This window comes from Blautia sp. MSK.20.85, from assembly GCF_013317245.1.
GTDB lineage: Bacteria > Bacillota > Clostridia > Lachnospirales > Lachnospiraceae > Blautia_A.
The window spans coordinates 35,020-59,226 of the sequence record NZ_JAAIUN010000005.1 but is presented as its reverse complement, the minus strand read 5'-3'; the positions used below and the strand labels follow the sequence as shown (position 1 = coordinate 59,226).

Sequence of the window (24,207 nt, the reverse complement as noted above, 5' to 3'; positions counted from 1 at the left end):
AGAAAATAATGAAAGAAATAATTGCATGGACAGTTAATGTGTGGAGGATGTACTGGGGAAATGGCTGGATACCGTATCTTCTGGCTCTTGGCGGAGCATGTGCACTGATTTTTGGGAAAAAGAAAAAAAACAGTCTCAGTCTGGTTTTATATTCCGTTTTTCTTCTGGTATTGTTTTTCTGTCCGTTTTCCGGACGGGTGATTATGAAATGTATAGGAAAAATCGTGTACTGGCGTGTTTTGTGGCTTTTACCTACGGTTCCGCTGATCGCAGGCGGTTTTACAGAGCTTGTCCGAAGAAGTCGCAACCGGATCGTGCAGGTGATCCTGGTGCTGGTTTTGACAGGAGTTATTGCTGCTTCTGGGACCGGAATGATAAAAGCAGGAAATTTCGAAAGAGTTTTTAACCGCCAGCAGGTACCGGATCAGATCGCAATGATCTGTAACCGGATCAATGAGGACAGAGAAGGAAAGGAAGTGCGGATCGCCGCAGATGAATATACGGCATCCTATATCCGGGTGTATGATCCTTCCCTGAAAATGGCCTACGGACGCAGAGGGGATGGTGCTGTAGGTAAGAAGGCAAGAGTTCTGTATAAACAGATCACTTCGGAAGTCCCCGATGGAAAAAAGACTTCCAGCCTGGCAGATGCCGTTCACTGTACATATGTGGTGATGGTACCTCCGGATGAAAATTTTGTTCTGGATATGGTGGCCGGCGGCTACCAGGTTCTGGATACGGTAAGTACGTATTATATATTTTCGTGTGATAAATATAAATGAATATGTTTCTGGTACAGTTTACTTCAGAATCTGTACCGGAAATAATATGAAATGTGTGATGAATGTACACTGTTTAAAAAAATCTTTACAATTTTATGTTTATGTGCTACAATCAAAGACAGTGTAAGCCAACTTTGATAATTTCATACCTGATTTAGAAGTTATGTTTTTCATTATGCACCTGTAGCTCAGTGGATAGAGCAGTGGTTTCCGGTACCATGTGCGGGGGTTCGATTCCCTTCAGGTGTGCTACCCGGAACAGTGGGAATTGTTCCGGCGTGTTGTTATGATAAGGAGGACAAGAACTTGGATGATTTCAGAGAATGGTTATCAGATAACCTTCGCTATTTTATGTTAGGCGGAGCAATTCTGGTGATCGTGCTTGTTCTGATCTTTGGCGTCCGCGCCTGTGTTGGAGGTAAGAAGGGGAATTCCAATGAAGATCAGAAAACAGCCCAAAGTAACCAGGAAAATGATCCTTCTTCTCCGGCAAATGATGGGGAGACAGACGAGAAGAAAGACGCCAGTCCCGCGACAGATACGAATGCGGAGACAACCATGGAAAAAGCCAGCACGGAAGTAACCGAGCTGATTCAAAGCTATTATAAAGCTTTTGGGGAAAAAGACATTGCAACACTTAAGACAATTGAGGACGGATTTACACCGGCCGATGAGTCACAGATTAATTCAAGGGATTATATTGACGGGTATGAAGTACAGGATGTTTACGCAAAGAAGGGACTAACGGACGGTTCGTATGTCGTCTATGTGGTTTTTAACTATATCTGTACAGGAATTGAGACTCCGGTTCCGGCGCTGAGCCAGTTTTATGTGGAAACTGACAGTGACGGAAATCTGAAGATCAAGGGTGGAGCTGATGAAGACGCAGATATCAGTGCATATGTGAAGAAACTGGAGTCAGAGAAAGATGTTCAGGATCTTATTGCGAAAGTGAAGGCTGATTATGAAGCAGCACAGGCAGGAGATTCCTCTCTGGCAGAATTTCTTCAGGGCCTGGGTGATGATGCCAGTGCTTCTGCAGATGCAGGAACAATGCTTACAGTCACAGAAGATTGTAATGTTCGTGCTTCCGCAGATCCAGAGGGTGAAGTTATCGGTGGCTTTTCTGCAGGAACGGAAGTTGAAAAGAAGGGGCAGGAAGGTGACTGGATACAGGTCGATTATGATGGACAGACCGGATATGTACACAGCAGTCTGTTGGAGTAGAAATGTAATAAAAATGCAGGTTCTTTTGAAGAGCCTGCATTTTTTTTGCCATGCTGATCTTATTTTTTCAGAGAACCATTTGAAGCGAATGTGTACTTTTGACCGTCTATCGTAATGGTGCCGGTCTGCATGATTCCGTCTTCGTCCAGATAATAGCGCTTTTTGCCTGTCTCAAGCCAGCCGGTCTGCATGATCCCTTTTTTGTTGAAATAATATCTGTGGCCATCGGTATCTGTAAGCCAGCCTGTATAGGCCTTTCCATTTACCATAAATTTCCAGTTTGTTCCATCTGCTGTCCAGGTTCCACTTTCCGCTTCAGGAGAAACATTTTCTGCATCCTGTTCTTTGACAGGGGTTGGAGATGGAGTGGCAGAAGGTGAAACAGAGATGTCGGTACCAGATATATTCAGCTTAATGTTCTGGTCTTTGTCGGAAGAAAGAACAGCAATATCGCCTGTATTTTCTGCGATTACAGAAGTATGGCTGTTTCCGAACGGTCCAGCAGATGACTGGGTAAAAAGAAGTCCACAGATCAGACACAAAATAATAATAATAAAGATCAGCAGTCGGTTCAGATGAGGTGTACGGTCTGACATGATTTTCCTCCTGACTGTTACATTTTTGTTTATCATACAATACCTGTCAGAAAAATACAAGGAAAATAACCGGTTGCGAATACTAGGGAAAAAATATATAATAGAATAATGGACGAAAAAATCAGAATTAATAAATATTTAAGTGATGCAGGTGTCTGTTCAAGAAGAGAGGCAGACAGACTGACGGAGGCTGGACGGGTAACTGTTCGTGGAACAGTCGTTTCCACAGGAGAAAAGATTTTTCCGGATGAGGAGATCTGCATTGACGGGAAACCAATAAAGAAACAGGAAAAAAAGATTCTGCTTCTTTTTCATAAACCAAGAGGGATCGTCTGCAGTACCAAACAGCAGCGCAATGAAATGACAGTGACAGAATATCTGAACTATCCGGTGAGGATCTATCCTGTAGGACGTCTGGATAAAGAGTCAGAAGGCTTGCTTCTTCTGACCAATCAGGGAGATCTCGTGAACCGTATCATGAAAGCGGGAAATTATCACGAGAAAGAATATTGTGTAACAGTGAATAAACCGGTAACAGAAGCGTTTATACAGGGAATGAGCAGTGGAGTGCCGATCCTGGGCACAGTTACACGTCCCTGTAAAGTCATAAAAACCGGAAAGAACAGCTTCAGGATTATTCTTACGCAGGGACTGAACCGTCAGATCCGACGTATGTGTGAATATTTTGGATATAAAGTCACAACATTAAAAAGAGTTCGGATCATGAACCTGCATATTGACGGGCTGGAAGCGGGGAAATACCGTGAGATCAGGCCGGAAGAGAGAAAACAGCTGGAGGAAATGCTTTCCTCCGCAAAAACAGAAAGAAAGACGGAGGAAGGCCATGAACGAAACATCCATAAAAAGAATGAAAGAGCTGGGAAAAAAGCTCCGGGAAGCGTCCAGGGCGTACTATCAGGAAGACAGGGAGATCATGCCAAACGTGGAGTACGATGCTCTGTACGACGAACTGAGCGCACTGGAAGAAGAGACAGGAATCGTTCTGGCAGACAGTCCGACCGTTAATGTCGGCTATGAAGCGGTAGATCAGCTTCCCAAGGAAGAACATGAGAGACCGATGCTTTCTCTGGATAAAACAAAGGATCGGGAAGCACTGCGGGAGTTTGTCGGAGAACATCCAACGCTTCTTTCGTGGAAACTGGATGGACTTACGATAGTGCTCACCTACGAAAACGGAGAGCTGGTAAAGGCAGTTACCAGAGGAAATGGTATTGTGGGAGAGGTCATTACCAACAATGCAAGAGTTTTCAAAAATATTCCGCTTAAGATTTCGTTCAGAGGAAGATTGGTACTTCGTGGAGAAGCGATCATTACGTATTCCGATTTTGAGAAGATCAATGAAACGATCGGTGATGCAGATGCCAAATACAAAAATCCCAGAAATCTCTGCAGTGGTTCCGTGCGTCAGCTGAATAATGAGATTACGGCAAAGAGGAATGTACGGTTTTATGCATTCTCTCTGGTGAGTGCAGAGGGTGTGGATTTCCAGAATTCCAGAGAAGTGCAGTTTCAGTGGCTGAATGCCCAGGGATTTGATGTGGTAGAGTACCGTAAAGTTACAGCAGATACTCTGGATGAAGCTATGGATTATTTTGCGGAAGCAGTTACGAAGAATGATTTTCCATCAGATGGACTGGTGGCTCTGTATGACAATATTGCCTATGGAGAATCTCTTGGAACTACAGCTAAATTTCCCAGAAATGCCATGGCATTTAAATGGGCAGATGAGATGCGTGATACGAAACTTCTGGAAATTGAGTGGAGCCCGTCCAGAACAGGCCTGATCAATCCGGTAGCTGTTTTTGAACCGGTAGAACTGGAAGGCACGACGGTAAGCAGGGCCAGTGTGCATAATATCAGCATTATGAAAGAGCTGAAACTTGGAATCGGGGATACGATCCGTGTATACAAGGCGAATATGATCATTCCACAGATCGCGGAGAATCTGACAGGAAGTGGTAATGCACCGGTTCCGCATATCTGTCCGGCGTGTGGACAGGAAACTGTTGTGAAGAAAGAAAATGATGTGGAATGTCTTTTTTGCGTTAATCCGGGGTGCCCAGCCAAAAAAATCAAGTCTTTTGGCCTTTTTACCAGCAGAGATGCAATGAATATCGACGGACTTTCAGAAGCGACACTGGAGAAATTTATCGCCCGTGGTTTTATTCACGATTTTGGTGATATTTTTGAGATCAACCGATACCGGGATGAAATTGTAGAGATGGAAGGATTTGGACAGAAATCCTATGATAATCTTATAGAAAGCCTTGAACGGGCGAAAGAAACAACGCTTCCGAGAGTGATCTACAGTCTTGGAATCGCAAATATTGGACTTGCCAATGCAAAAGTGATCTGCCGCTATTTTAATAATGATCTTGAAAAGATCCGTCATGCCAGCCTGGAAGAGATCAGTGAAATTGATACGATCGGACCTGTGATCGCCGGAAATCTGGTTTCCTATTTCCAGGATGAAGAGAATAACCGTCGTCTGGATCATCTTATGAGCTTTTTGCATATTCAGGATGAAGGACCGAAGCAGGAACAGATTTTTGCGGGAATGAATTTTGTGATCACGGGAAGCCTGGTACATTTCGGAAATCGAAGTGAAGCCAAAGAACTCATCGAGTCTCTGGGTGGCAAAGTGACGGGGTCTGTGACCAAGAAGACAAATTATCTGATCAACAATGATATCCAGTCCAGTTCATCCAAGAACAAAAAAGCCAGGGAACTGGGAATCCCGATCCTTTCAGAAGAAGATTTTCTGAATCTTGTGGGAAAGCAGTGATTATGATAAAAACTGCGGGAAATGCGGATTAAAGATATCTACATTACGGTAAAAACAGCAGAGCGGTTTCTATATAAAAAATAAGAAAGACCGCTTTACATATATAAAGGAGGGCTAACAATGCCGATCAAAACACAGGGGGATCTGCCAGTAAAGGAGATCCTTGAGAGAGAAAATATATTTGTGATGGATGAAAAACGTGCCATGCATCAGGATATCCGTCCAATCCAGATTCTGATCCTGAATCTGATGCCTCTGAAAGAGGAGACAGAACTGCAGCTTCTGCGTTCTCTTTCCAACACACCACTGCAGGTTGATGTGACTTTTATGGCTGTGGAGAGCCATGAGGCGAAGAATACTTCCCTCAGTCATCTTAATAAATTTTATGAAACATTTACAGACATAAAGAAACGTAAATTTGATGGAATGATCATTACCGGAGCACCAGTTGAACAGATGCCGTTTGAAGAAGTAGACTACTGGAAGGAACTGACGGAAATCATGGGCTGGACAGAGAAGCATGTAACTTCTACCATTTTTCTCTGCTGGGCGGCCCAGGCGAGCCTGTATTATTTTTATGGTCTTGAGAAAAAACCTCTGGATAAAAAAATGTTTGGCCTTTTCTGGCATAAAGTATTAAATCGAAAGATTCCGCTGGTGCGTGGCTTTGATGATGTGTTTCTTGCACCTCATTCCAGACATACGGAAGTTCCTATTGCTGATATCCATGCATGCAAAGATCTAACGGTACTGGCAGAGAGCGATGAGGCGGGGTTGTTTCTGGCAATGGCAGAAGGTGGACGTAAGATTTTTGTCATGGGACATCCGGAATATGATCGTGTAACTCTGGATGGAGAATACAAACGTGATCTTGCCAAGGGACTCCCGATCGACATTCCCAAAAATTATTACCAGGACGATGATCCAAATAACAAGCCATTGCTTACCTGGAGAGCACATGCCAACAATCTGTATACAAACTGGCTGAATTATTACGTATACCAGAGCACCCCATACGACCTGTATGGAACACCGGATTTTAAGGAACTGTAAGAGGGCTGAAACCCGTATGGTTGAGCTGAGTGAAAAAACAGAAACTTTACGCAAACTTTATTTGCTTATTTAGAAAAATGGTGCTATAGTAAAGTTGGTTCTGACAAATGTATTGTTTACAGATTTCAGTCGATGGCCGGCAGGACTACTTTACTGATGGATTCGGCCATATTCTGAATCATGAAAGAAGGAAGAGGGAAAAATTGCGTAAAAAATCACATATACTGTTAGGCAGATACCTGGCAGACCAGATGTCCGAGGTGTATAGCCTCCAGCAACACAGAAAAGCGTTTTGCCTGGGCAATATTATGCCGGATCTGAGACCGTCGTTTCTTACTACCAGACATGAGTTTTTTGGAACATTCAGTCAGCTTCAGGAAAAGATGCGGGAATTGATTGAGCGAAATCCGGAAGAAGATAATGCCAGAGTTTACTGGCGCAGATTCGGAGAGGTCATGCATTATATGGCAGATTACTTTACTTTTCCTCATAACAGAACATATAAAGGAAGTCTTGCAGAACATAATTCCTATGAAGCGGAACTGAAGAATTGTCTGAAGGAGTGTATCTTAAGTGGAAATGCGGACAGCCAGCTGGAAGAGGCGAAGCATTTTGACAGTTTTGAGGAACTTGTGGGATATATCCGCGAGAGGCATGCGTGCTATCTGGAGAGCCCTCGTTGTATTGCAGATGATATCCGCTTTATTCTTCGAGTGTGTTATCAGGTAATACAGGGGATTTTTCAGCTCTGTCTCAGAAGACAGTTCCATATGGAAGGCCGGCCGGTAACGGCAATCTGACAGTATACGACAAAAAGCTGCTGCGCGAAAGCGTTGCAGCTTTTTTGCAGTACGAAAATGTTCTTATAAAAATGTGAATAAAAAGTGAAAAATAAATAAATTGACAAGGATATCCCGGCAGAACGGTTGATTTCATAAAATTCCTATGCTAAAATAAGTGGAGTTAAACTTTAGGTTATCTAAAATGGTTTAAGGCAGACCTTTATTATAGGGGAAGTAAAGGGATGTTCAAGGAAAGAAGGGAGCATCTTAATAAATATGAAAAACAAGTACCTTAATAAGTTTTTATGCATCACGATGATATCAGCTATGGTACTGGCAGGCCCAGCCGGGGTCAGAGCTGCTGACATGGCAGAAACTGTTGCGGCTGATGAGGGGAGTTCTGAGGGCAGTGAGGAAGTGACAGAACCGGAAATTCCTACGGATCCGGAACCAACAGAAACACCAGATCCGGAACCGACGGAAACACCACAGCCAACGGAAACACCAGATCCGCAGCCAACAGCAACGCCGGAGCCAACAGCAACACCACAGCCGACGTCAACGCCGGAACCAACAGCAACACCGGAGCCAACAGCGACACCGGAACCGACAGCGACACCACAGCCAACAGAGGCACCGCAGGATGATACCAGGGTACAGACAGTTATAGATATGATCAATGCACTGGCAGGAAAGATGATCACAGCTGATACAAAAGATGAGATTGAAGCTGCACGAGCTGCTTATGATGCACTGACTGATGCAGAAAAAGCTAAGGTTACGAATTATTCTGTACTGACTGATGCAGAGCAGAAGCTTGCAGCGATATTACAGGATAAGGATAACAAGAATAATTCCAATAATGGAACTACAGATATTACAGATGGAAATAATGCTACGGCTACTCAGATCGGAGATCCGGTTTATGTGACAAACATGGTCTCCAACCTTCACGCAGGTAAAGATTTTTATCTGGACAGCCTTAAGAATAATTATAATCTGACATTTTCTGATGATTTTACATCTGTCATGGATGAAATCGAGAAAGAATATAAAGAAAAAAATAAACTGACCGATGATACACTGCTGGTACGTAACTGGCAAGATATCCTGGCTGTTTATATTTATCAGCAAAGTAAAAGCGGTAAGACATCTTTTACAATGGACTCATCCTGTAAAGCAGATCTGTCCAAGATCTTTGAGGAAATGAATCCGATCGTCAGAGATAAACAGGATATCACCAAGGTATCTTATGGAAACCGTAAGATCAATTATTATATTAAGAAGAATAATATTGCAAAGCAGGATAGAACCGTTCTTAAGAAATATGTAGAGACAGACTGTAAACTTCTTTGTGCGGTTGTTACTGCATCGAAAGGTTTTGTCCGCGAGAGCGTTGGCGATAACGTGTCCGAGGACCGTGTAGATGTTATTACGGCTGCTTATTCTCTGGTAGGTAAAGTTGGATATTTCTGGGGTGGTAAGTCTACTGTCCTTGGAGAGGATCCGAGCTGGGGAACCGTTGAGAAAGTCTCAGCAGATGGAAGCAAGAGTTCAGGAACTTTGCGGGCGTATGGTCTTGACTGTAGTGGTTTTGTTACCTGGGCAGTGATCAACGGTTATCAGGATCAGGGAATGCAGGCGGCAGTTGGTGACGGAACTTCCGATCAGTGGGAGAAAGCGAATGTTGTCAGCGAGGCAGATGCACAGCCGGGAGATCTTGTATTTCAGAGAGGACCTGAAGCGGGCAGTGACAACCATGTTGGAATTTTGTGTGGCAAGACGGATTCCGGAGACTGGATCGCGGTACATTGTTCTTCCAGTAAAAATGGAGTAACAGTAGGTGAGGCATACAGCGCAAGCTTCCGTTATATCAGACAGCCGGCGTTCTATTCTGATACAGCAGTAACTGAGTCTGGCAGTGAAAATGCAGAAAACACTACGACAGAAGATGGCACGAATAATATTCTTACAGATGTTGTGAAGTCAACAGCACTGAAAGACGCACTTTCATCCAATGATACTCTTTCTGATAATCTTCTTGAGGACTTTAAAAACAATTCTCTGCAGGAAGATGAGGATGAAGATGAGATTGAAGATCTGACTCTGGATCCGGAATCTATCGATGATGCGGTAGAGACTTTTGATGATGCAGAAGCATTGGAATTGGAGAATTAAGAGACAGCAGATAAATAAGGGCAGTCTCCTGCGGGAGGCTGCCCTTTCTGACAATCGGTATTAGGATATTAAGAGGATAAAAAATGAAAAAGGGATTTTTTTGCCGGCTGGTGGTAATTTTGACCGTATTATCTGTTATGTTGCAGCCTTTTTACGTTCGGGCCGGAACATTGGATCAGATCCGTTCTATTGCGAAGAGCGTTTTGTCGGGAGAACCGGAAGAGGTAGAAGAATTACGTCAGATGGAAGTGGCACAGAGTGAGGAAGGACATCAGGAATATTATTTTAAACAGTTAAATGAAGAAGAACAGAGAGTTTACAGAGAACTCCTGAAGGGCATTCGCGCACGGGAAAAGGACTTTTATCTGACCCTTTCCCAGGATGACAGTATTGACAGATGCTATCATGCGGTTCTGAAGGATCATCCGGAGATATTCTGGGTGCATAACCACGAAAAAATTTATAAAACAACTTATTCAGACAGTGATTACTGCACTTTTACCCCGGGATATATTTATACAGAAAGTGAGATCAGTGAGATTCAGAATGCCATGGAGGCTGGATTTCAGGAAGTAAGCAGTCTGATTCCGGCAGATGCCAGTGATTATGAAAAAGTCCGCATTGTTTATACTTATGTGATTGATAATACCCAATATCAGGCAAGTGATGACGATCAGAGTATTGCAGGTGTCTTCTGGAAAAAAGAGGCAGTTTGTGCGGGATATGCAGGTGCAGTTCAATATCTTCTGGAAAGAATAGGCGTTCCGTGCATTTATGTAGATGGAAGCACGCAGGGAAGTACAGAAGGGCATGCATGGAATATTGTAAAACTGGATGGAGAGTATTATTATGTAGATGCTACTAATGGTGACCAGCCGGATTTTCTTAATGGGAATGCTGCACAGCTGGAAGAACATAAGACGATTATTTATGATTATCTTTGCCCTTTTCCAGAAGAATACGAAAAAAAATATATAAGATCGGAGGAACTTACTGTTCCGGACTGTACTGCAAAAGACATGAACTTCTATGTTCTGAATCAGGGATGTTTTGACGGATATGACTGGGAGACTATTTATGATTACTGCAAAATGCGTTTGGATAATGGCGCTGCGGTAGTTCGATTTAAATTCAGCAATCAGGAGGCATTTGCTGCAGCCTGCAATGAACTTCTGGATAATGGGGAAGTGCAGAATGTAGCTCAGTATTATATGAAGCAGAATGGCCTTGGGCAGGTGGAATACCATTACGGCGTGCTGGATAATTTTTATACCATATATCTGATTTTCTGAATAAAGATCATGAAGTGATCGGCAGATTTTCAGGCAGAATAATGAATTCAGGAAGAGAGGAGTAAGCGAATGAATATGGATATGTTATCGAGGGTGTTTGACATTATACAGAGGACAGGAGGTATGGAACAGATTGGACAGCTTATGATGATCGTATATGGAGTGCTCTGTGTGTTTGGACTTTTGAACTGTATTCTCGGGTACCGTATCTTACGTTTCTGGATGATGATCTTTGGATTCCTCATTGGTGCAGGTGCCGGTTTTGCCGCAACATATATATCAGGTGTGCAGGATAAAATGATAATTGCAGGGGCCATGGCCGGATTTGGCATTGTACTGGCAATCGTTTCATTCCTGGTCTACAGAGCAGGTATTTTTGTACTGGGATTTGGTATCGGAATATCTTTGAGTATTTACCTGATCCATCCAACCAGTTCTTTTTCCTTTTTTCTCTGCATTCTGATCGGTGTAGGACTTGGTGCACTTGCCATGCGTTATGCAAAAGGTGTGATCATTATTGGAACCAGTGTTCTTGGCGGAGTTCTGGCTGGTTTATCCATCGCTCAGATGGGAGGCCTTGCACAGTTTCCTTATGGAATTGGTATGGCTGTGGGAATTGCACTTCTTGGTATGCTGATCCAGTTTGCCATTAATAAGGACAGAGATGAAGAGGAGGAGAGCGAAGACGAGGACGAACCCTACGAAGAGGAGAGGAGCAGAAAAAGAAAGAACATACCGGAAAACAGAAACCACGATTTCGGATATGCACCGGATGATCGTGGAAGAAAGTCCGCAGGTGGATATCGGGATGACCGGACGGGTAATTCAGACACAGAGGTAAGGCATTCCCGAAAAACTTCCGGTCGGGATGGAAGATACGGGGATCGTTCAGAACGTAGAGATTCTGCGGATGAGCGAAGAAGGAACAGAGGCGAAGACAGCAGAACCTCTGCCGGCAGAAAGGCAGGAGGCAGAAGAGAAAATCCAAACAGTTCTTCTGACAGCCGAAGAGGTGGAAATTCCAGAAACAGTTCCTACAGTGGAAGGAGATCTGCTTCTGACAGAACTACGTCTTCAGAACGCAGGAGGGCAGGTACCTCTTCAAAAAGTTATTCACCTGATCCTGGAAGAGGTCGCAATTCTTATAGTGCCAGGAGCCGAAGGTATAACAGAGAGTCCGGTTATGAAGAAATCGATATGAATGAAGACTATGATCCATATGATATTCCGGACAGGGAAGAGGCACAAAATCCAAATACATATGCTGAATTTGAAAAACAGCAGCAAAGAAGACGGCAGATGGACATAGAAAATATGGCAGATCTGGATCCGGAAGATTATGACGAATGGGAAGATAAGTAAGAGAAAACCTGAGGAGTGACAGAAATGGGAAAAGAAGCAAAGACCAATGCGATGAGAATGCTTGACCGGAAAAAAGTAAAATATGAGGCGATCACATATGACTGTGGAGAATTTATAGATGGGATCCATTGCGCGGATCTTACCGGTGCGCCTCATGACCAGTCTTTTAAAACACTGGTCATGGAAGGAAAGAGCGGCGGCTATTATGTATTTGTGGTACCGATTGAGAAAGAAGTAGATCGTAAAGCGGCAGCGAAATCTGTTGGAGAAAAGACAGTAGACATGATCCACGTAAAAGATCTTACGAAGATTACAGGTTATATTCGAGGCGGGTGCAGTCCGCTTGGAATGAAAAAGAATTATCCGGTTGTGTTTGATCAGTCGGCGGAGAATTTCGAGGAAATTTATGTGAGCGGCGGAAGAGTAGGACTTACTCTGAAAGTTCCGCTTAAAGACCTTCTGGATGTGACTCAGGGGAAACTTGCTCCGATCACAATGGAGTAAAGGATTGCTAAAAAGAAATACTAAAAAAGCTTCTGCCGCAGGAAAACTTGCGGCAGGAGTTTTTTTATGGATAAAAATCCCCTGCATCTGCTTTTGCATAAGCAGGCAGGGGAAGTGCATACATCAAAATTGGTTATGAAAGATTTAGTTATCCTGAGCGTCTTCTTCATTAACATGGAAGACGTGACGTTTCTTGGCCATTTCATCGCTGGCAAGATATTCATCATAAGTTGTGATTTTATCAACCAGTTTGCCGTTAGGAAGAATTTCCATAATACGGTTTGCGGTTGTCTGTACAAACTGATGATCATGAGATGTGAAAAGGATTACACCCGGAAATTTGATCAGTCCGTTGTTAAGTGCAGTAATGGATTCCATATCCAGATGGTTGGTAGGCTCATCCAGGATCAGAATATTGGCTCCGGAGATCATCATCTTGGAAAGAAGGCAGCGAACTTTTTCACCACCGGAAAGAACACGGACACGTTTTACACCGTCTTCACCCGGGAAAAGCATACGACCAAGGAATCCACGGACATAAGTTGCGTCCTTAATCTCGGAATACTGTGTCAGCCAGTCTGTAATCGTGAGGTCATTATCAAATTCCTGAGTGTTGTCCTTCGGAAAATATGCCTGGGAAGTAGTGACACCCCATTTATAATTACCTTCATCCGGCTCCATCTCACCTGTGAGAATCTTAAAGAAAGTTGTGATCGCCTGCTCGTTGGCACCTACGAAAGCAACTTTATCCTCGCGACCCAGTGTGAAGGAAATGTTATCCAGAACTTTGACACCATCAATTGTCTTGGAAAGATTTTCAACCATAAGAACTTCATTTCCGATCTCACGGTTTGGACGGAAGTCGATATATGGATATTTACGGCTGGAAGGACGCATGTCATCCAGCTGGATTTTTTCCAGAGCACGTTTTCTGGAAGTTGCCTGCTTGGATTTGGAAGCATTGGCGCTGAAACGGGAGATGAATTCCTGAAGTTCTTTGATCTTTTCCTCTTTTTTCTTATTGGCTTCTTTCATCTGTTTGATCAGAAGCTGGCTGGACTCAAACCAGAAATCATAGTTTCCGGCATAGAGCTGAATCTTTCCATAGTCAATATCAGCAGTATGTGTGCAGACTTTATTCAGAAAATAACGGTCATGGGATACTACGATGACGGTATTGTCAAAGTTGATCAGGAATTCTTCCAGCCATTCAATAGCAGGAAGATCCAGATGGTTGGTAGGCTCATCCAGAAGAAGGATATCCGGATTTCCGAAAAGAGCCTGGGCAAGCAGGACCTTGACTTTCATACTACCGGTAAGATCTGCCATCTGTGTGTAGTGGAACTCTGTGTCGACACCGAGACCGTTGAGAAGAGTGGCGGCGTCGGATTCTGCTTCCCATCCGTTCATCTCTGCAAATTCACCCTCAAGTTCGCTGGCACGGATACCATCTTCGTCTGTGAAATCCTCTTTTGCGTAGATGGCTTCTTTTTCTTTCATGATCTGATAAAGCCTTTCGTTACCCATGATAACGGTATCCAGAACAGGGTAGGCATCATATTTGAAATGATCCTGCTGCAGGAAAGAAAGTCTCTGTCCAGGTGTGATTACGATATCACCTTTCGTTGGTTCGAGCTGGCCTGAGAGGATCTTGAGGAATGTAGATTTTCCTGCGCCGTTGGCGCCGATCAATCCATAGCAGTTGCCCTCTGTAAATTTGATGTTAACGTCTTCAAAAAGTGCTTTTTTTCCAACACGCAGTGTGATGTTGTTTGCTGAAATCATATCATACCTCTTTTTTCATTAATAAAAATCGTTTCAATTACATAGTATAACATTACAATCGTTTCCTATTGTACCGTAAACTGAAAAATTTGCAAGCTGTATTTTTCTTTTTTATATAAATAGAGGGAAAACAGCGGGTTTACAATGGATTACAGGAAAATAATAACCTTTTATTATTGAAAAAAATGCGTTATACTGACGTATATGATAAACAGAGTAGCCCGAAATCAAGGATGTATCCTGACACGAATGAAACACCCGGGAACGTGTCGGTACAGACAGGGGCGGAAATTATCATAAATCAGCAGCTTAGTTGAACAGAAGAGAGGTTAGAGATGTTTATCACCAGAGAAAGCGATTATGCGATGCGGGTTGTCCGCGCATTGATGGGGGAGACGCGTTTAAGCGTCAGTGAGATCTGCGAGAGGGAGGCGATTACAGCACCTTTTGCCTACAAAATACTGAAGAAACTTCAGAATGCGGGAATTGTGGAAGGATATCGCGGAGTTCATGGCGGATATGCCCTGAAGAGAGATCCTGCGGATCTGACATTATATGATATATATAGTGCGATTGATTCCGACATGTCGATTATTGAGTGCCTGAATGGAAAATGTGAATGTTCAAGAAACGGCCAGGACGGTGTGCCATGTTATGCTCATGACGAACTGAAAGAGATTCAGGGACAGCTGTGGGCGATGCTCCGGCGGAAATCCATGAAAGATCTTTTTGAGAAAGAGGAGCAGTAAACTGCTGTGACAGGCGGAAATAAGCGTATGATAAGATAATAAGAAGAGCGGGGAGGGAGCAATGAAAAAGTTTCTGACCGGCTCTTTTTTTCTGTCAAAAAGATAACAACGTTTGTACATGATAATATACAAAAAACAGTGAAAGAAAATGGACATAACTGGGAATCTATGCTATAATAACCAATGGAATTTTAGGCCTTCGACAGCCTAAAAATATATTTTTAACAAACCTTTAAGGAGGAATAAACAAATGGCAAGAAAGATGAAAACCATGGATGGTAACCATGCAGCCGCTCATGCATCATATGCTTTTTCTGATGTAGCTGCTATTTACCCGATTACCCCTTCATCTGTAATGGCTGAGGCAACAGACGAGTGGGCAACTCAGGGAAGAAAGAACATCTTTGGACAGGAAGTACAGGTTACAGAGATGCAGTCTGAGGCTGGTGCAGCAGGTGCTGTTCACGGTTCTCTGGCAGCAGGTGCCCTGACTACAACCTACACAGCTTCCCAGGGTCTTCTGCTTATGATCCCGAACCTTTACAAGATTGCTGGTGAGCAGCTTCCGGGAGTTATCAACGTATCTGCCCGTGCACTTGCTTCCCACGCACTTTGTATTTTCGGTGACCATTCCGACGTTATGGCCTGTCGTCAGACTGGATGTGCAATGCTTTGTGAGTCTTCTGTACAGGAGGTTATGGACCTTACACCGGTTGCTCATCTTGCAGCAATCAAAGGAAAAGTTCCGTTCATCAACTTCTTCGACGGATTCCGTACATCTCATGAGATCCAGAAGATCGAGACATGGGACTATGAAGATCTGAAAGATATGGCAGATATGGACGCAATCGCAGAGTTCCGTAACCGTGCTCTGAATCCGAACCATCCATGTCAGAGAGGTTCCGCTCAGAACCCGGATATCTTCTTCCAGGCAAGAGAGGCATGTAATCCATATTATGACGCTCTTCCGGCAGTCGTTCAGGAGTATATGGACAAAGTTAACGAGAAGATCGGAACAGACTACAAACTGTTCAACTACTACGGAGCTGCTGACGCTGAGCACATCATCGTAGCTATGGGTTCCGTAAACGATACCATCGAGGAGACAATCGATTACCTTATGGCAGCTGGTAAGAAAGTCGGTGTTGTTAAAGTTCGTCTTTACAGACCATTCTGTGCACAGGCTCTTATCGATGCAATCCCGGATACAGTTAAGCAGATCTCTGTTCTTGACAGAACAAAAGAGCCAGGAGCTCTTGGCGAGCCTCTGTATCTTGATGTTGTTGCAGCTCTTCGCGACAGCAAGTTCAGCGATGTTAAGATCTTTACAGGACGTTACGGACTTGGTTCCAAAGATACAACACCTGCACAGATCGTAGCAGTATATGAGAACACTGAGAAAGAGAAATTCACAATCGGTATCGTTGATGATGTTACAAACCTTTCTCTTGAGACAGGTGCACCACTTGTTACAACACCAGAGGGAACAACAAACTGCAAGTTCTGGGGACTTGGAGCTGATGGTACTGTAGGTGCTAACAAGAACTCTATCAAGATCATCGGTGATAACACAGACATGTACGCTCAGGCTTACTTCGATTATGACTCCAAGAAGTCCGGCGGTGTTACAATGTCTCACCTTCGTTTCGGTAAGAAACCGATCAAATCCACATACCTGATCCACAAAGCAAACTTCGTTGCATGTCATAATCCGTCCTATGTTAACAAATATAACATGGTACAGGAGCTTGTTGACGGAGGTACATTCCTTCTGAACTGTGCTTGGGATATGGAAGGACTTGAGAAACATCTTCCAGGACAGGTTAAAGCTTTCATCGCTAACCACAATATCAAATTCTACACCATCGACGGTGTTAAGATCGGTATTGAGACTGGCATGGGACCAACACGTATCAACACAATCCTTCAGTCCGCATTCTTCAAACTTACAGGAATCATTCCTGAGGAGCAGGCTATCGAGCTTATGAAAGCCGCTGCTAAAGCTACTTACGGACGTAAGGGTGATGACGTTGTTAAGAAGAACTGGGCAGCTATCGATGCCGGCGCTAAACAGGTCGTAGAGGTTCAGGTTCCGGAGAGCTGGAAGAACGCTGAGGACGAGGGACTCTTCATGTCTCACGCATCCCACGGTGCTCAGGAAGCTCAGGACTTCGTAAACAACATCCAGTGCAAGATCAATGCTCAGGAAGGTAACAGCCTCCCGGTATCTGCATTCAAGGATTATGTAGATGGTACAACACCATCCGGAACAGCTGCATATGAGAAACGTGGTATCGCAGTTAACGTTCCTGTATGGGTTCCGGACAACTGTATCCAGTGTAACCGTTGTGCATATGTCTGCCCGCATGCTGCAATCCGTCCGGTTGCCATGACAGCAGATGAGACAGCTAACGCTCCAGAGGGAATCAAGACACTTCCGCTTACAGGAATGAAAGACTATACATTCACAATGACTGTATCCGCTCTTGACTGTACAGGATGTGGTTCCTGTGCAAATGTCTGCCCAGGAAAGAAAGGCAACAAAGCTCTTGAGATGGCTCCACTTGAAGCTAACGCAGGAGAGCAGAAATACTTCGATTACGGTGTAACACTTCCTCAGAAGGAAGACGTTATCGCTAAATATAAAGAGACAACTGTAAAAGGCAGCCAGTTCAAACAGCCACTCCTTGAGTTCTCCGGCGCTTGTGCAGGTTGTGGTGAGACACCATACGCTAAGCTGATCACACAGCTCTTTGGTGACAGAATGTACATTGCAAATGCTACAGGATGCTCCTCTATCTGGGGTAACTCTTCACCATCTACACCATACACAACAAACGCTAAGGGACAGGGTCCTGCATGGTCCAACTCTCTGTTCGAGGATAACGCAGAGTTTGGTTATGGTATGCTTCTTGCACAGCGTGCGATCCGTGGCGGTCTGAAAGAAAAGATCGAAGACCTTGTAGCTAACGGAACAAACGAGGACGTTAAAGCAGCTGGTCAGGAATGGCTGGATACTTACGCTGTAGGCGCAACAAATGGTGCAGCTACAGAGAAACTCGTTGCAGCTCTTGAGGCTTGTGGATGTGACAAGGCTAAAGAGATCCTTGCACAGAAAGACTTCCTCTCCAAGAAATCCCAGTGGATCTTCGGTGGTGACGGATGGGCTTACGATATCGGATTCGGCGGTGTTGACCACGTTCTCGCAAGCGGACGCGACATCAACGTTATGGTATTCGATACAGAGGTTTACTCCAACACAGGCGGACAGTCTTCCAAGTCTACACCGACAGGTGCGATCGCTCAGTTCGCAGCAGGCGGAAAAGAGACTAAGAAGAAAGATATGGCATCTATCGCAATGAGCTATGGCTATGTATACGTAGCACAGATCTCCATGGGTGCTGACTTCAACCAGACTGTAAAAGCAATTGCAGAGGCAGAGGCATATCCGGGACCATCCCTGATCATTGCTTATGCTCCATGTATCAACCATGGTATCAAGAAAGGTATGAGCAAAGCTCAGACAGAGGAAGAGCTGGCAGTTAAGTGCGGATACTGGCACAACTTCAGATTCAACCCGGCTGCTGAGAACAAGTTCAGCCTTGATTCCAAGACACCGGATATGGAGAACTATATGGACTTCCTGAACGGTGAGGTTCGTTACAACTCTCTGCAGCGTCAGAATCCTGAGAAAGCTGCTAGACTGTTCGCTAAGAACGAGTCTGAGGCTCAGGCTAGATATGAGTATCTGCAGAAACTTATCACTCTTTACGGAGCAGATAAGAAAGAAGACTAATTACTGATCAATAGTTACTGTTTATACAGTGTGCTTGCTGATTAAGCATTAGGTGACAGGCCTGCGGTGTTTAGCGCACCGCAGGCCTTTTTCATATACAGGAGAGATATACAACATGAGAAGATTTTTTTCGAAGGAGAAATCCAGAAAAGAGAAAAAAGCAGATTTTTATATTCTGTATACGATAGTTTTTGCAGTGATCTCACTGTTTATTTATGGCTGTTTTTATTTCAACGGAAAATCACTGATCTGGAGCCATGACGGTGTTCCGCAGCATATTAATGCACTTGCCTATTATGGGAAATATCTGCGGAATGTACTGAAAACACTGGTAATAGATCATAAAATTTTCTTCCCTATGTGGGATATGCATATTGGTTTCGGATCTGATATTCTGACAACACTTCATTATTATGTGATCGGTGATCCCCTGACATTACTTTCTGTATTTGTACCGGAAAAAAATACGGAGATTTTGTATGAGATTCTGATCTTTCTTCGAATCTATCTTGCGGGAATCACATTCAGTATTTATTGTTTTTACCGCAAGAATCCGAAACAGGCCACATTTATCGGAAGTCTTGTTTATATTTATGCGGGATGGACGATCTATGCGTCTATGAAACATCCTTACTTTTCCAATCCTATGATCTACCTGCCGCTGGTTCTTATGGGAATTGAAAAAGTTTATAAAAAAGAGAAGCCGCACCTTTTTATCTGTGCGACGGCTGTAGCGGCAATGTCAAGTTTTTATTTCTTTTATATGATCAGTATCTTCATGGTGCTGTATGCGGCATTTCGGTATTTCGGTTTATTCCGGAAACGTTCCGTGAAAGATGTATTTCAGTGGTTCCTGAAATTTACAGGTTTCTATCTGGTGGCACTGATGATCGCTGCGACGATTTTTTTGCCTGTGGTGATGACTTTGTTTGGAACAGAACGTTTTCAGGCACAGAATTATGTCCCGTTATTTTATGACCGCATTTACTACGAAAAATATCTCGGCTGTCTGATTGGTGAGAATATGATCCAGTGGGGAGTTGCTGGATATTCCGCAGTTGCCATGGCAGGCGTGTTTGTGATTTTTTCCAAAAGAAAAAAATATACAGGACTGAAACTGGGATTTGTACTTTTAAATCTGTTCCTGCTGATTCCTTTTGCAGGACATGTGCTCAATGGATTTTCCTATGTATCCAACCGCTGGATCTGGGCATATGGAATGCTGATCGCCTATATTCTGGTGCAGGCATATCCGGAACTGTTTGCCTTACAGATACAGGAAAAAAGACGGATTTTTATTATGCTGCTGGGATATTGTGTGCTTGCACTTTTTTCGGAAACAGCCCGTACAGAGCGGAATATCATGGCTGTAATGTTGCTGGTTCTGGCTGTGTTTACAGTAGTTTCCTATGGAAATATTTTTGTGCAGGGAAAATATCTCTGTGGAATGATCGTTACTGTACTGATAGCAAGTATTCTTTTGAATGTGTCATATCAGTATTCTTATGAAAAAGATTATCTGTCAGAGTTTGAAGAAAAGGGCGGAGCACTGGAGGCACTGCAGTCCGGGCCGGATAAAGCGATCCAGAAGCTGGAAGATTCTTCAGTCAGCCGTTATGATCAGTACAAAACGGGCTCTTACGTAAATACTGCCATGTATATGGGAACTAACAGTACTTCTTATTATTTCAGTGTGGCCAATGGAAATATCAGTCGTTTCTTCGATGAAATGTACCTGAATACACCATGGGATTATCATTACAATAATCTGGACGGAAGGACCATTTTGGACCGTTTAGCTGCTGTGAAATATTTTGCCATCAAAAAGAACGGATATGGCTACGTTCCTTATGGATATGATCAGGAAGCTGTTACTACAAAGAAGTACAGGATCTACGAAGATGAGGATGCGCTTCCTCTGGGCTATACGTATGATACCTGGATCCCAAGGGAAAAATATGAAAAACTTTCTGTAACAGAAAAACAGCAGGCTCTTCTTCAGGGAGCTGTCATTGAAAGCAGCAGCCTTCCGGAAACAGACCTTACCTTTGATGACAAGAAAGCAGATTTTACACTGGAAGCAGGAAAAGGCTGTAAGATCAAAGATGGAAAGATCATTGTAACAAAGAAAAATGCCAAGGTTTCTATAGGATATCAGGGAGAACCGGATGCAGAAGTCTATCTTGTGGCGAAAAATCTGGATTTCAACGCATATTCACCGCGTGCCCGGATCAGTGACAGAAAGTGGGATTCTCTTACAGAATATGAGAAGAATACGGTACTTCACGAAGATGACAACTGGCGCTACTGGAAAGAAAGTAAAGAATCCGCAGTAGAGGTTTCTCTGGGAGCGGTGGACAAAACCATCCGGATTTTTACAGACAAATATAACGGATACAGTGGCCGCCATAATTTTCTTCTGAATATGGGGTATAAAAATTACAGCGCAGGAACTATAACGCTGACATTTTCTACTCCTGGGGAATATACATTTGATGATCTTTATCTGGTATGCCAGCCTATGGATTCTGTGGAAAAACAGACAGACCGGCTTGGAGAAGAAAGTCTTCATAATATAAAGACCGAAACTAATAAACTTACCGGAGATATTGAAGTATCTTCAGATAAGTTCCTCGTGTTTTCAATCCCATATAATGCAGGATTTACAGCATATGTGGACGGAAAGAAAGCAAAACTGGTTCAGGCGAACAGTATGTATATGGGGGTTGAGCTGAAAAAAGGAAAACACAGCATTGAGCTTACCTACTGTACACCATATGTGATACCGGGAATGTACCTGAGTGTATCAGGGCTGTTTCTGTTTTTGATGATCGGAATCTTTTACCGGAGGCCAAAGAAACAAAGAGAAAGGGGAAATCAGGAAAAATGAGCAGATTATCGGTGGTTTTGCCTGCGTATAATGAAGAACAGATGCTGGCAAAAACCTGCCGGACGCTGAAAAAAATCCTGGATTTAGCCGAAATCAATTACGAACTGGTTATTGTAGATGATGGTTCTACGGACCAGACATGGAAAATAATTGAGGAAACTGCAGAAAAAGATAGAAATGTGACTGGTGTACATTTTTCCAGAAATTTTGGAAAAGAAGCTGCAATTGTCGCAGGACTGGCTCAGGCGTCAGGAAACGCAGTGGCTGTTATGGACTGTGACCTGCAGCATCCGCCGGAAGTTCTTGTAAAAATGTATCGGTTATGGGAACAGGGCTATGAAGTTGTAGAAGGGATAAAAAAGAGCCGTGGAACAGAAACTGTGTTTCACAGAAAAAGTGCAGGATTTTTTTACAGGATCATGTCCAGGGCAACCGGATTTAATATGGAGAATGCTTCAGACTTTAAACTTCTGGATCGGAAAGCTGTGGAAAGCGTTCTTTCTATGCCAGAGCGGAGCATGTTTTTTCGGGCAACCTCATCCTGGGTTGGATTTAAAAGTACATCTGTGCTTTTTGAGGTGCAGGAGCGGGAAGCAGGAGAGTCTAAATGGTCTACCGGAAGCCTGATCCGTTATGCATTTCGCAATATCGTGGCTTTTACAACGCTTCCGCTGCAGTTTGTAACGATAGGAGCCGGTGGCTGTTTCATATGTTCTCTGCTCTTGCTGATCTATTCACTGGTGAGATATTTTACCGGACATGCAGTAGAGGGTTACACGACTTTGCTGATCGTGATGCTGTTTATCGGCAGTGCGGTGATGATGAGCCTTGGAATTATCGGATATTATATTGCAAGGATCTATGAAGAAGTGAAGCGCCGGCCAAGATATATTGTATCCAGAATCATACAAGGAGGTCATGAAAATGAAAAAACGGATTCTTAAATTATATGAAAATGATGTGATCCGTTATATTTTCTGGGGTGGTTGTACAACGCTGGTAAATCTGGTAAGCTTTTATATTATGAGAGAGCTTGGCATTATTCTGATGGCGGCGAATGTAGTATCGATCATCCTGGCGATCCTGTTTGCATATGTTGTGAATTCCAGATTTGTATTTCATGATCAGTGTGCAACTCTTGCGGATCATATCCGGCCTTTCCTGAAGTTTGTAAGTGCGCGTCTTGTGACAATGGTGATTGAAGTTGGAGGTGTTTGGCTGCTGGCAGTTGTGCTGGGATTTCACGATATGGTTGCAAAATTCTGCACCCAGTTTATTGTGCTGGTGCTGAATTATATATTTAGTAAATTTATAATCTTTACCACAGGTAAAAAAACGGGAGGTAGCAAATGATGACTTTAAAAGAAGCAGTAAAAAAAGTCCGTCCGCTGGATGAAAAGGCCATGGAAGGGGCAAAACAGCGTTGGGACAGTATTGCAAAACCTCTGCATTCCCTGGGCGAACTTGAAAATATGCTGACACAGATTGCCGGGATCACAGGAACACCGGATGTCCGTGTGGAAAAAAAAGCAGTAGTTGCCATGTGTGCAGATAATGGTGTTGTAGAGGAAGGCGTGACTCAGACAGGACAGGAAGTTACCGCAATTGTAGCCGAAAATTTCCTGGCGGGAACCACAACCTGCTGTGTGATGTGCCGGCAGTGTGGTGCGGAACTTTTCCCTGTGGATGTTGGAATGGTAACGGATACAAAAGTCCGTACAGATCTTAAGGTTGCCTACGGAACCAGGAACATGACGAAAGAACCTGCCATGACGAGAGAACAGGCGATCCAGGGCATTGAAGCGGGAATTGCCATGGCCGAGGAACTGAAGGGAAAAGGATACCAGGTTCTTGCCACCGGTGAAATGGGAATTGGAAATACGACCACCAGCAGTGCTGTGGCATCTGTACTTCTCGGGAAACCGGTAGAAGATATGACAGGAAGAGGAGCCGGACTTTCCGGTGAGGGGCTTGTGCGAAAGATCAACGCGATCAAAAAGGCCATTGCCCTGAACAATCCGGACCGCGCAGATGTGATCGATGTGCTGGCAAAGGTTGGTGGACTGGATATCGCAGGAATGACCGGTGTGTTTATCGGTGGAGCGGCATTAGGTATGCCGGTTGTGATGGATGGATTTATTTCCTGTGTATCTGCCCTGATCGCAGTAAAAATCTGCCCTCAGGTCAGTGATTATATCATTGCTTCTCATGTATCCAAAGAACCGGCAGCACACCTGATCCTGAAAGAACTGGATAAAGAAGCGATCATCCATGCGGGAATGTGCCTTGGAGAAGGTACCGGAGCGGTTGCCTTATTTCCACTGATGGATCTTTCCTGTGCAGTATATAATTCCATGAGTACTTTTGGAGATATCAATGTAGAACAGTATGAGGAGCTGAAATAA

The 24,207-nt window shown here is 43.8% G+C and carries 17 protein-coding genes, 1 tRNA gene and 1 pseudogene; 17 read left to right on the top strand and 2 right to left on the bottom strand.

The window, feature by feature from the left end; translation table 11 throughout:
• Positions 1–8 precede the first annotated feature (8 nt).
• From G5B12_RS04220 to G5B12_RS04210, 3 genes are all read left to right on the top strand, one after another.
• A complete protein-coding gene (locus G5B12_RS04220; protein WP_174087793.1) occupies positions 9–782 on the top strand; it encodes a hypothetical protein in 774 nt (257 codons plus the stop codon).
• Between the two features lie 177 nt (positions 783–959).
• Positions 960–1,031 (top strand) — tRNA-Arg (locus G5B12_RS04215).
• Positions 1,032–1,088: 57 nt separating this feature from the next.
• Positions 1,089–2,009, top strand: a complete 921-nt coding sequence (locus tag G5B12_RS04210) for an SH3 domain-containing protein (RefSeq protein WP_021978177.1) — start codon at positions 1,089–1,091, stop codon at positions 2,007–2,009.
• Between the two features lie 59 nt (positions 2,010–2,068).
• Here the strand turns inward: G5B12_RS04210 and G5B12_RS04205 are convergent, their stop codons facing one another.
• Positions 2,069–2,605, bottom strand: coding sequence for an N-acetylmuramoyl-L-alanine amidase family protein (locus G5B12_RS04205; RefSeq protein ID WP_174087792.1), 537 nt, complete (start codon positions 2,603–2,605; stop codon positions 2,069–2,071).
• A gap of 108 nt (positions 2,606–2,713) precedes the next feature.
• Here G5B12_RS04205 and G5B12_RS04200 point away from each other — a divergent pair.
• From G5B12_RS04200 to ybaK, 8 genes and pseudogenes are all read left to right on the top strand, one after another.
• Positions 2,714–3,364 (top strand): annotated as a pseudogene (locus G5B12_RS04200) (pseudouridine synthase); the annotation flags it as partial.
• An 85-nt stretch (positions 3,365–3,449) separates the two neighbouring features.
• Positions 3,450–5,411: an NAD-dependent DNA ligase LigA gene (gene ligA, locus G5B12_RS04195; RefSeq protein WP_118168547.1), complete on the top strand. Its 1,962-nt coding sequence runs from the start codon at positions 3,450–3,452 to the stop codon at positions 5,409–5,411.
• A gap of 120 nt (positions 5,412–5,531) precedes the next feature.
• Positions 5,532–6,464, top strand: coding sequence for a homoserine O-acetyltransferase MetA (gene metA, locus G5B12_RS04190; protein WP_021978174.1), 933 nt, complete (start codon positions 5,532–5,534; stop codon positions 6,462–6,464).
• Positions 6,465–6,667: 203 nt separating this feature from the next.
• Positions 6,668–7,264: a zinc dependent phospholipase C family protein gene (locus G5B12_RS04185; RefSeq protein ID WP_118064427.1), complete on the top strand. Its 597-nt coding sequence runs from the start codon at positions 6,668–6,670 to the stop codon at positions 7,262–7,264.
• A 258-nt stretch (positions 7,265–7,522) separates the two neighbouring features.
• A complete protein-coding gene (locus tag G5B12_RS04180; protein ID WP_174087791.1) occupies positions 7,523–9,424 on the top strand; it encodes an NlpC/P60 family protein in 1,902 nt (633 codons plus the stop codon).
• 83 nt (positions 9,425–9,507) lie between these two features.
• Entirely contained in the window at positions 9,508–10,716 is a 1,209-nt protein-coding gene (locus tag G5B12_RS04175; RefSeq protein ID WP_021978159.1) for a transglutaminase domain-containing protein, read from the top strand.
• A gap of 123 nt (positions 10,717–10,839) precedes the next feature.
• Positions 10,840–12,078, top strand: a complete 1,239-nt coding sequence (locus G5B12_RS04170; protein WP_174087790.1) for a TM7S3/TM198-like domain-containing protein — start codon at positions 10,840–10,842, stop codon at positions 12,076–12,078.
• 24 nt (positions 12,079–12,102) lie between these two features.
• Complete coding sequence (gene ybaK / locus G5B12_RS04165) at positions 12,103–12,582, top strand: Cys-tRNA(Pro) deacylase (protein ID WP_021978157.1); 480 nt, start codon at positions 12,103–12,105, stop codon at positions 12,580–12,582.
• Positions 12,583–12,726: 144 nt separating this feature from the next.
• On the opposite strand, the gene G5B12_RS04160 is transcribed toward ybaK, so the two are convergent.
• Entirely contained in the window at positions 12,727–14,367 is a 1,641-nt protein-coding gene (locus G5B12_RS04160) for an ABC-F family ATP-binding cassette domain-containing protein (RefSeq protein ID WP_174087789.1), read from the bottom strand.
• Between the two features lie 335 nt (positions 14,368–14,702).
• On the opposite strand from G5B12_RS04160, the gene G5B12_RS04155 reads away from it, so the two are divergent.
• The 6 genes from G5B12_RS04155 to cobT all read left to right on the top strand — a co-directional run bounded on the left by G5B12_RS04155 (position 14,703) and on the right by cobT (position 24,207).
• Entirely contained in the window at positions 14,703–15,116 is a 414-nt protein-coding gene (locus tag G5B12_RS04155) for an RrF2 family transcriptional regulator (RefSeq protein ID WP_021978155.1), read from the top strand.
• Positions 15,117–15,366: 250 nt separating this feature from the next.
• Complete coding sequence (nifJ, locus tag G5B12_RS04150; RefSeq protein ID WP_118070123.1) at positions 15,367–18,912, top strand: pyruvate:ferredoxin (flavodoxin) oxidoreductase; 3,546 nt, start codon at positions 15,367–15,369, stop codon at positions 18,910–18,912.
• A 115-nt stretch (positions 18,913–19,027) separates the two neighbouring features.
• Entirely contained in the window at positions 19,028–21,802 is a 2,775-nt protein-coding gene (locus G5B12_RS04145) for a YfhO family protein (RefSeq protein WP_174087788.1), read from the top strand.
• Positions 21,799–22,746, top strand: a complete 948-nt coding sequence (locus G5B12_RS04140; RefSeq protein WP_118070121.1) for a glycosyltransferase family 2 protein — start codon at positions 21,799–21,801, stop codon at positions 22,744–22,746. Before G5B12_RS04145 ends, G5B12_RS04140 begins: the two co-directional genes overlap by 4 nt.
• Complete coding sequence (locus tag G5B12_RS04135; RefSeq protein ID WP_021978151.1) at positions 22,727–23,155, top strand: GtrA family protein; 429 nt, start codon at positions 22,727–22,729, stop codon at positions 23,153–23,155. Before G5B12_RS04140 ends, G5B12_RS04135 begins: the two co-directional genes overlap by 20 nt.
• Positions 23,155–24,207: a nicotinate-nucleotide--dimethylbenzimidazole phosphoribosyltransferase gene (gene cobT, locus G5B12_RS04130; RefSeq protein ID WP_118064468.1), complete on the top strand. Its 1,053-nt coding sequence runs from the start codon at positions 23,155–23,157 to the stop codon at positions 24,205–24,207. The genes G5B12_RS04135 and cobT overlap by 1 nt, the downstream gene beginning before the upstream one ends.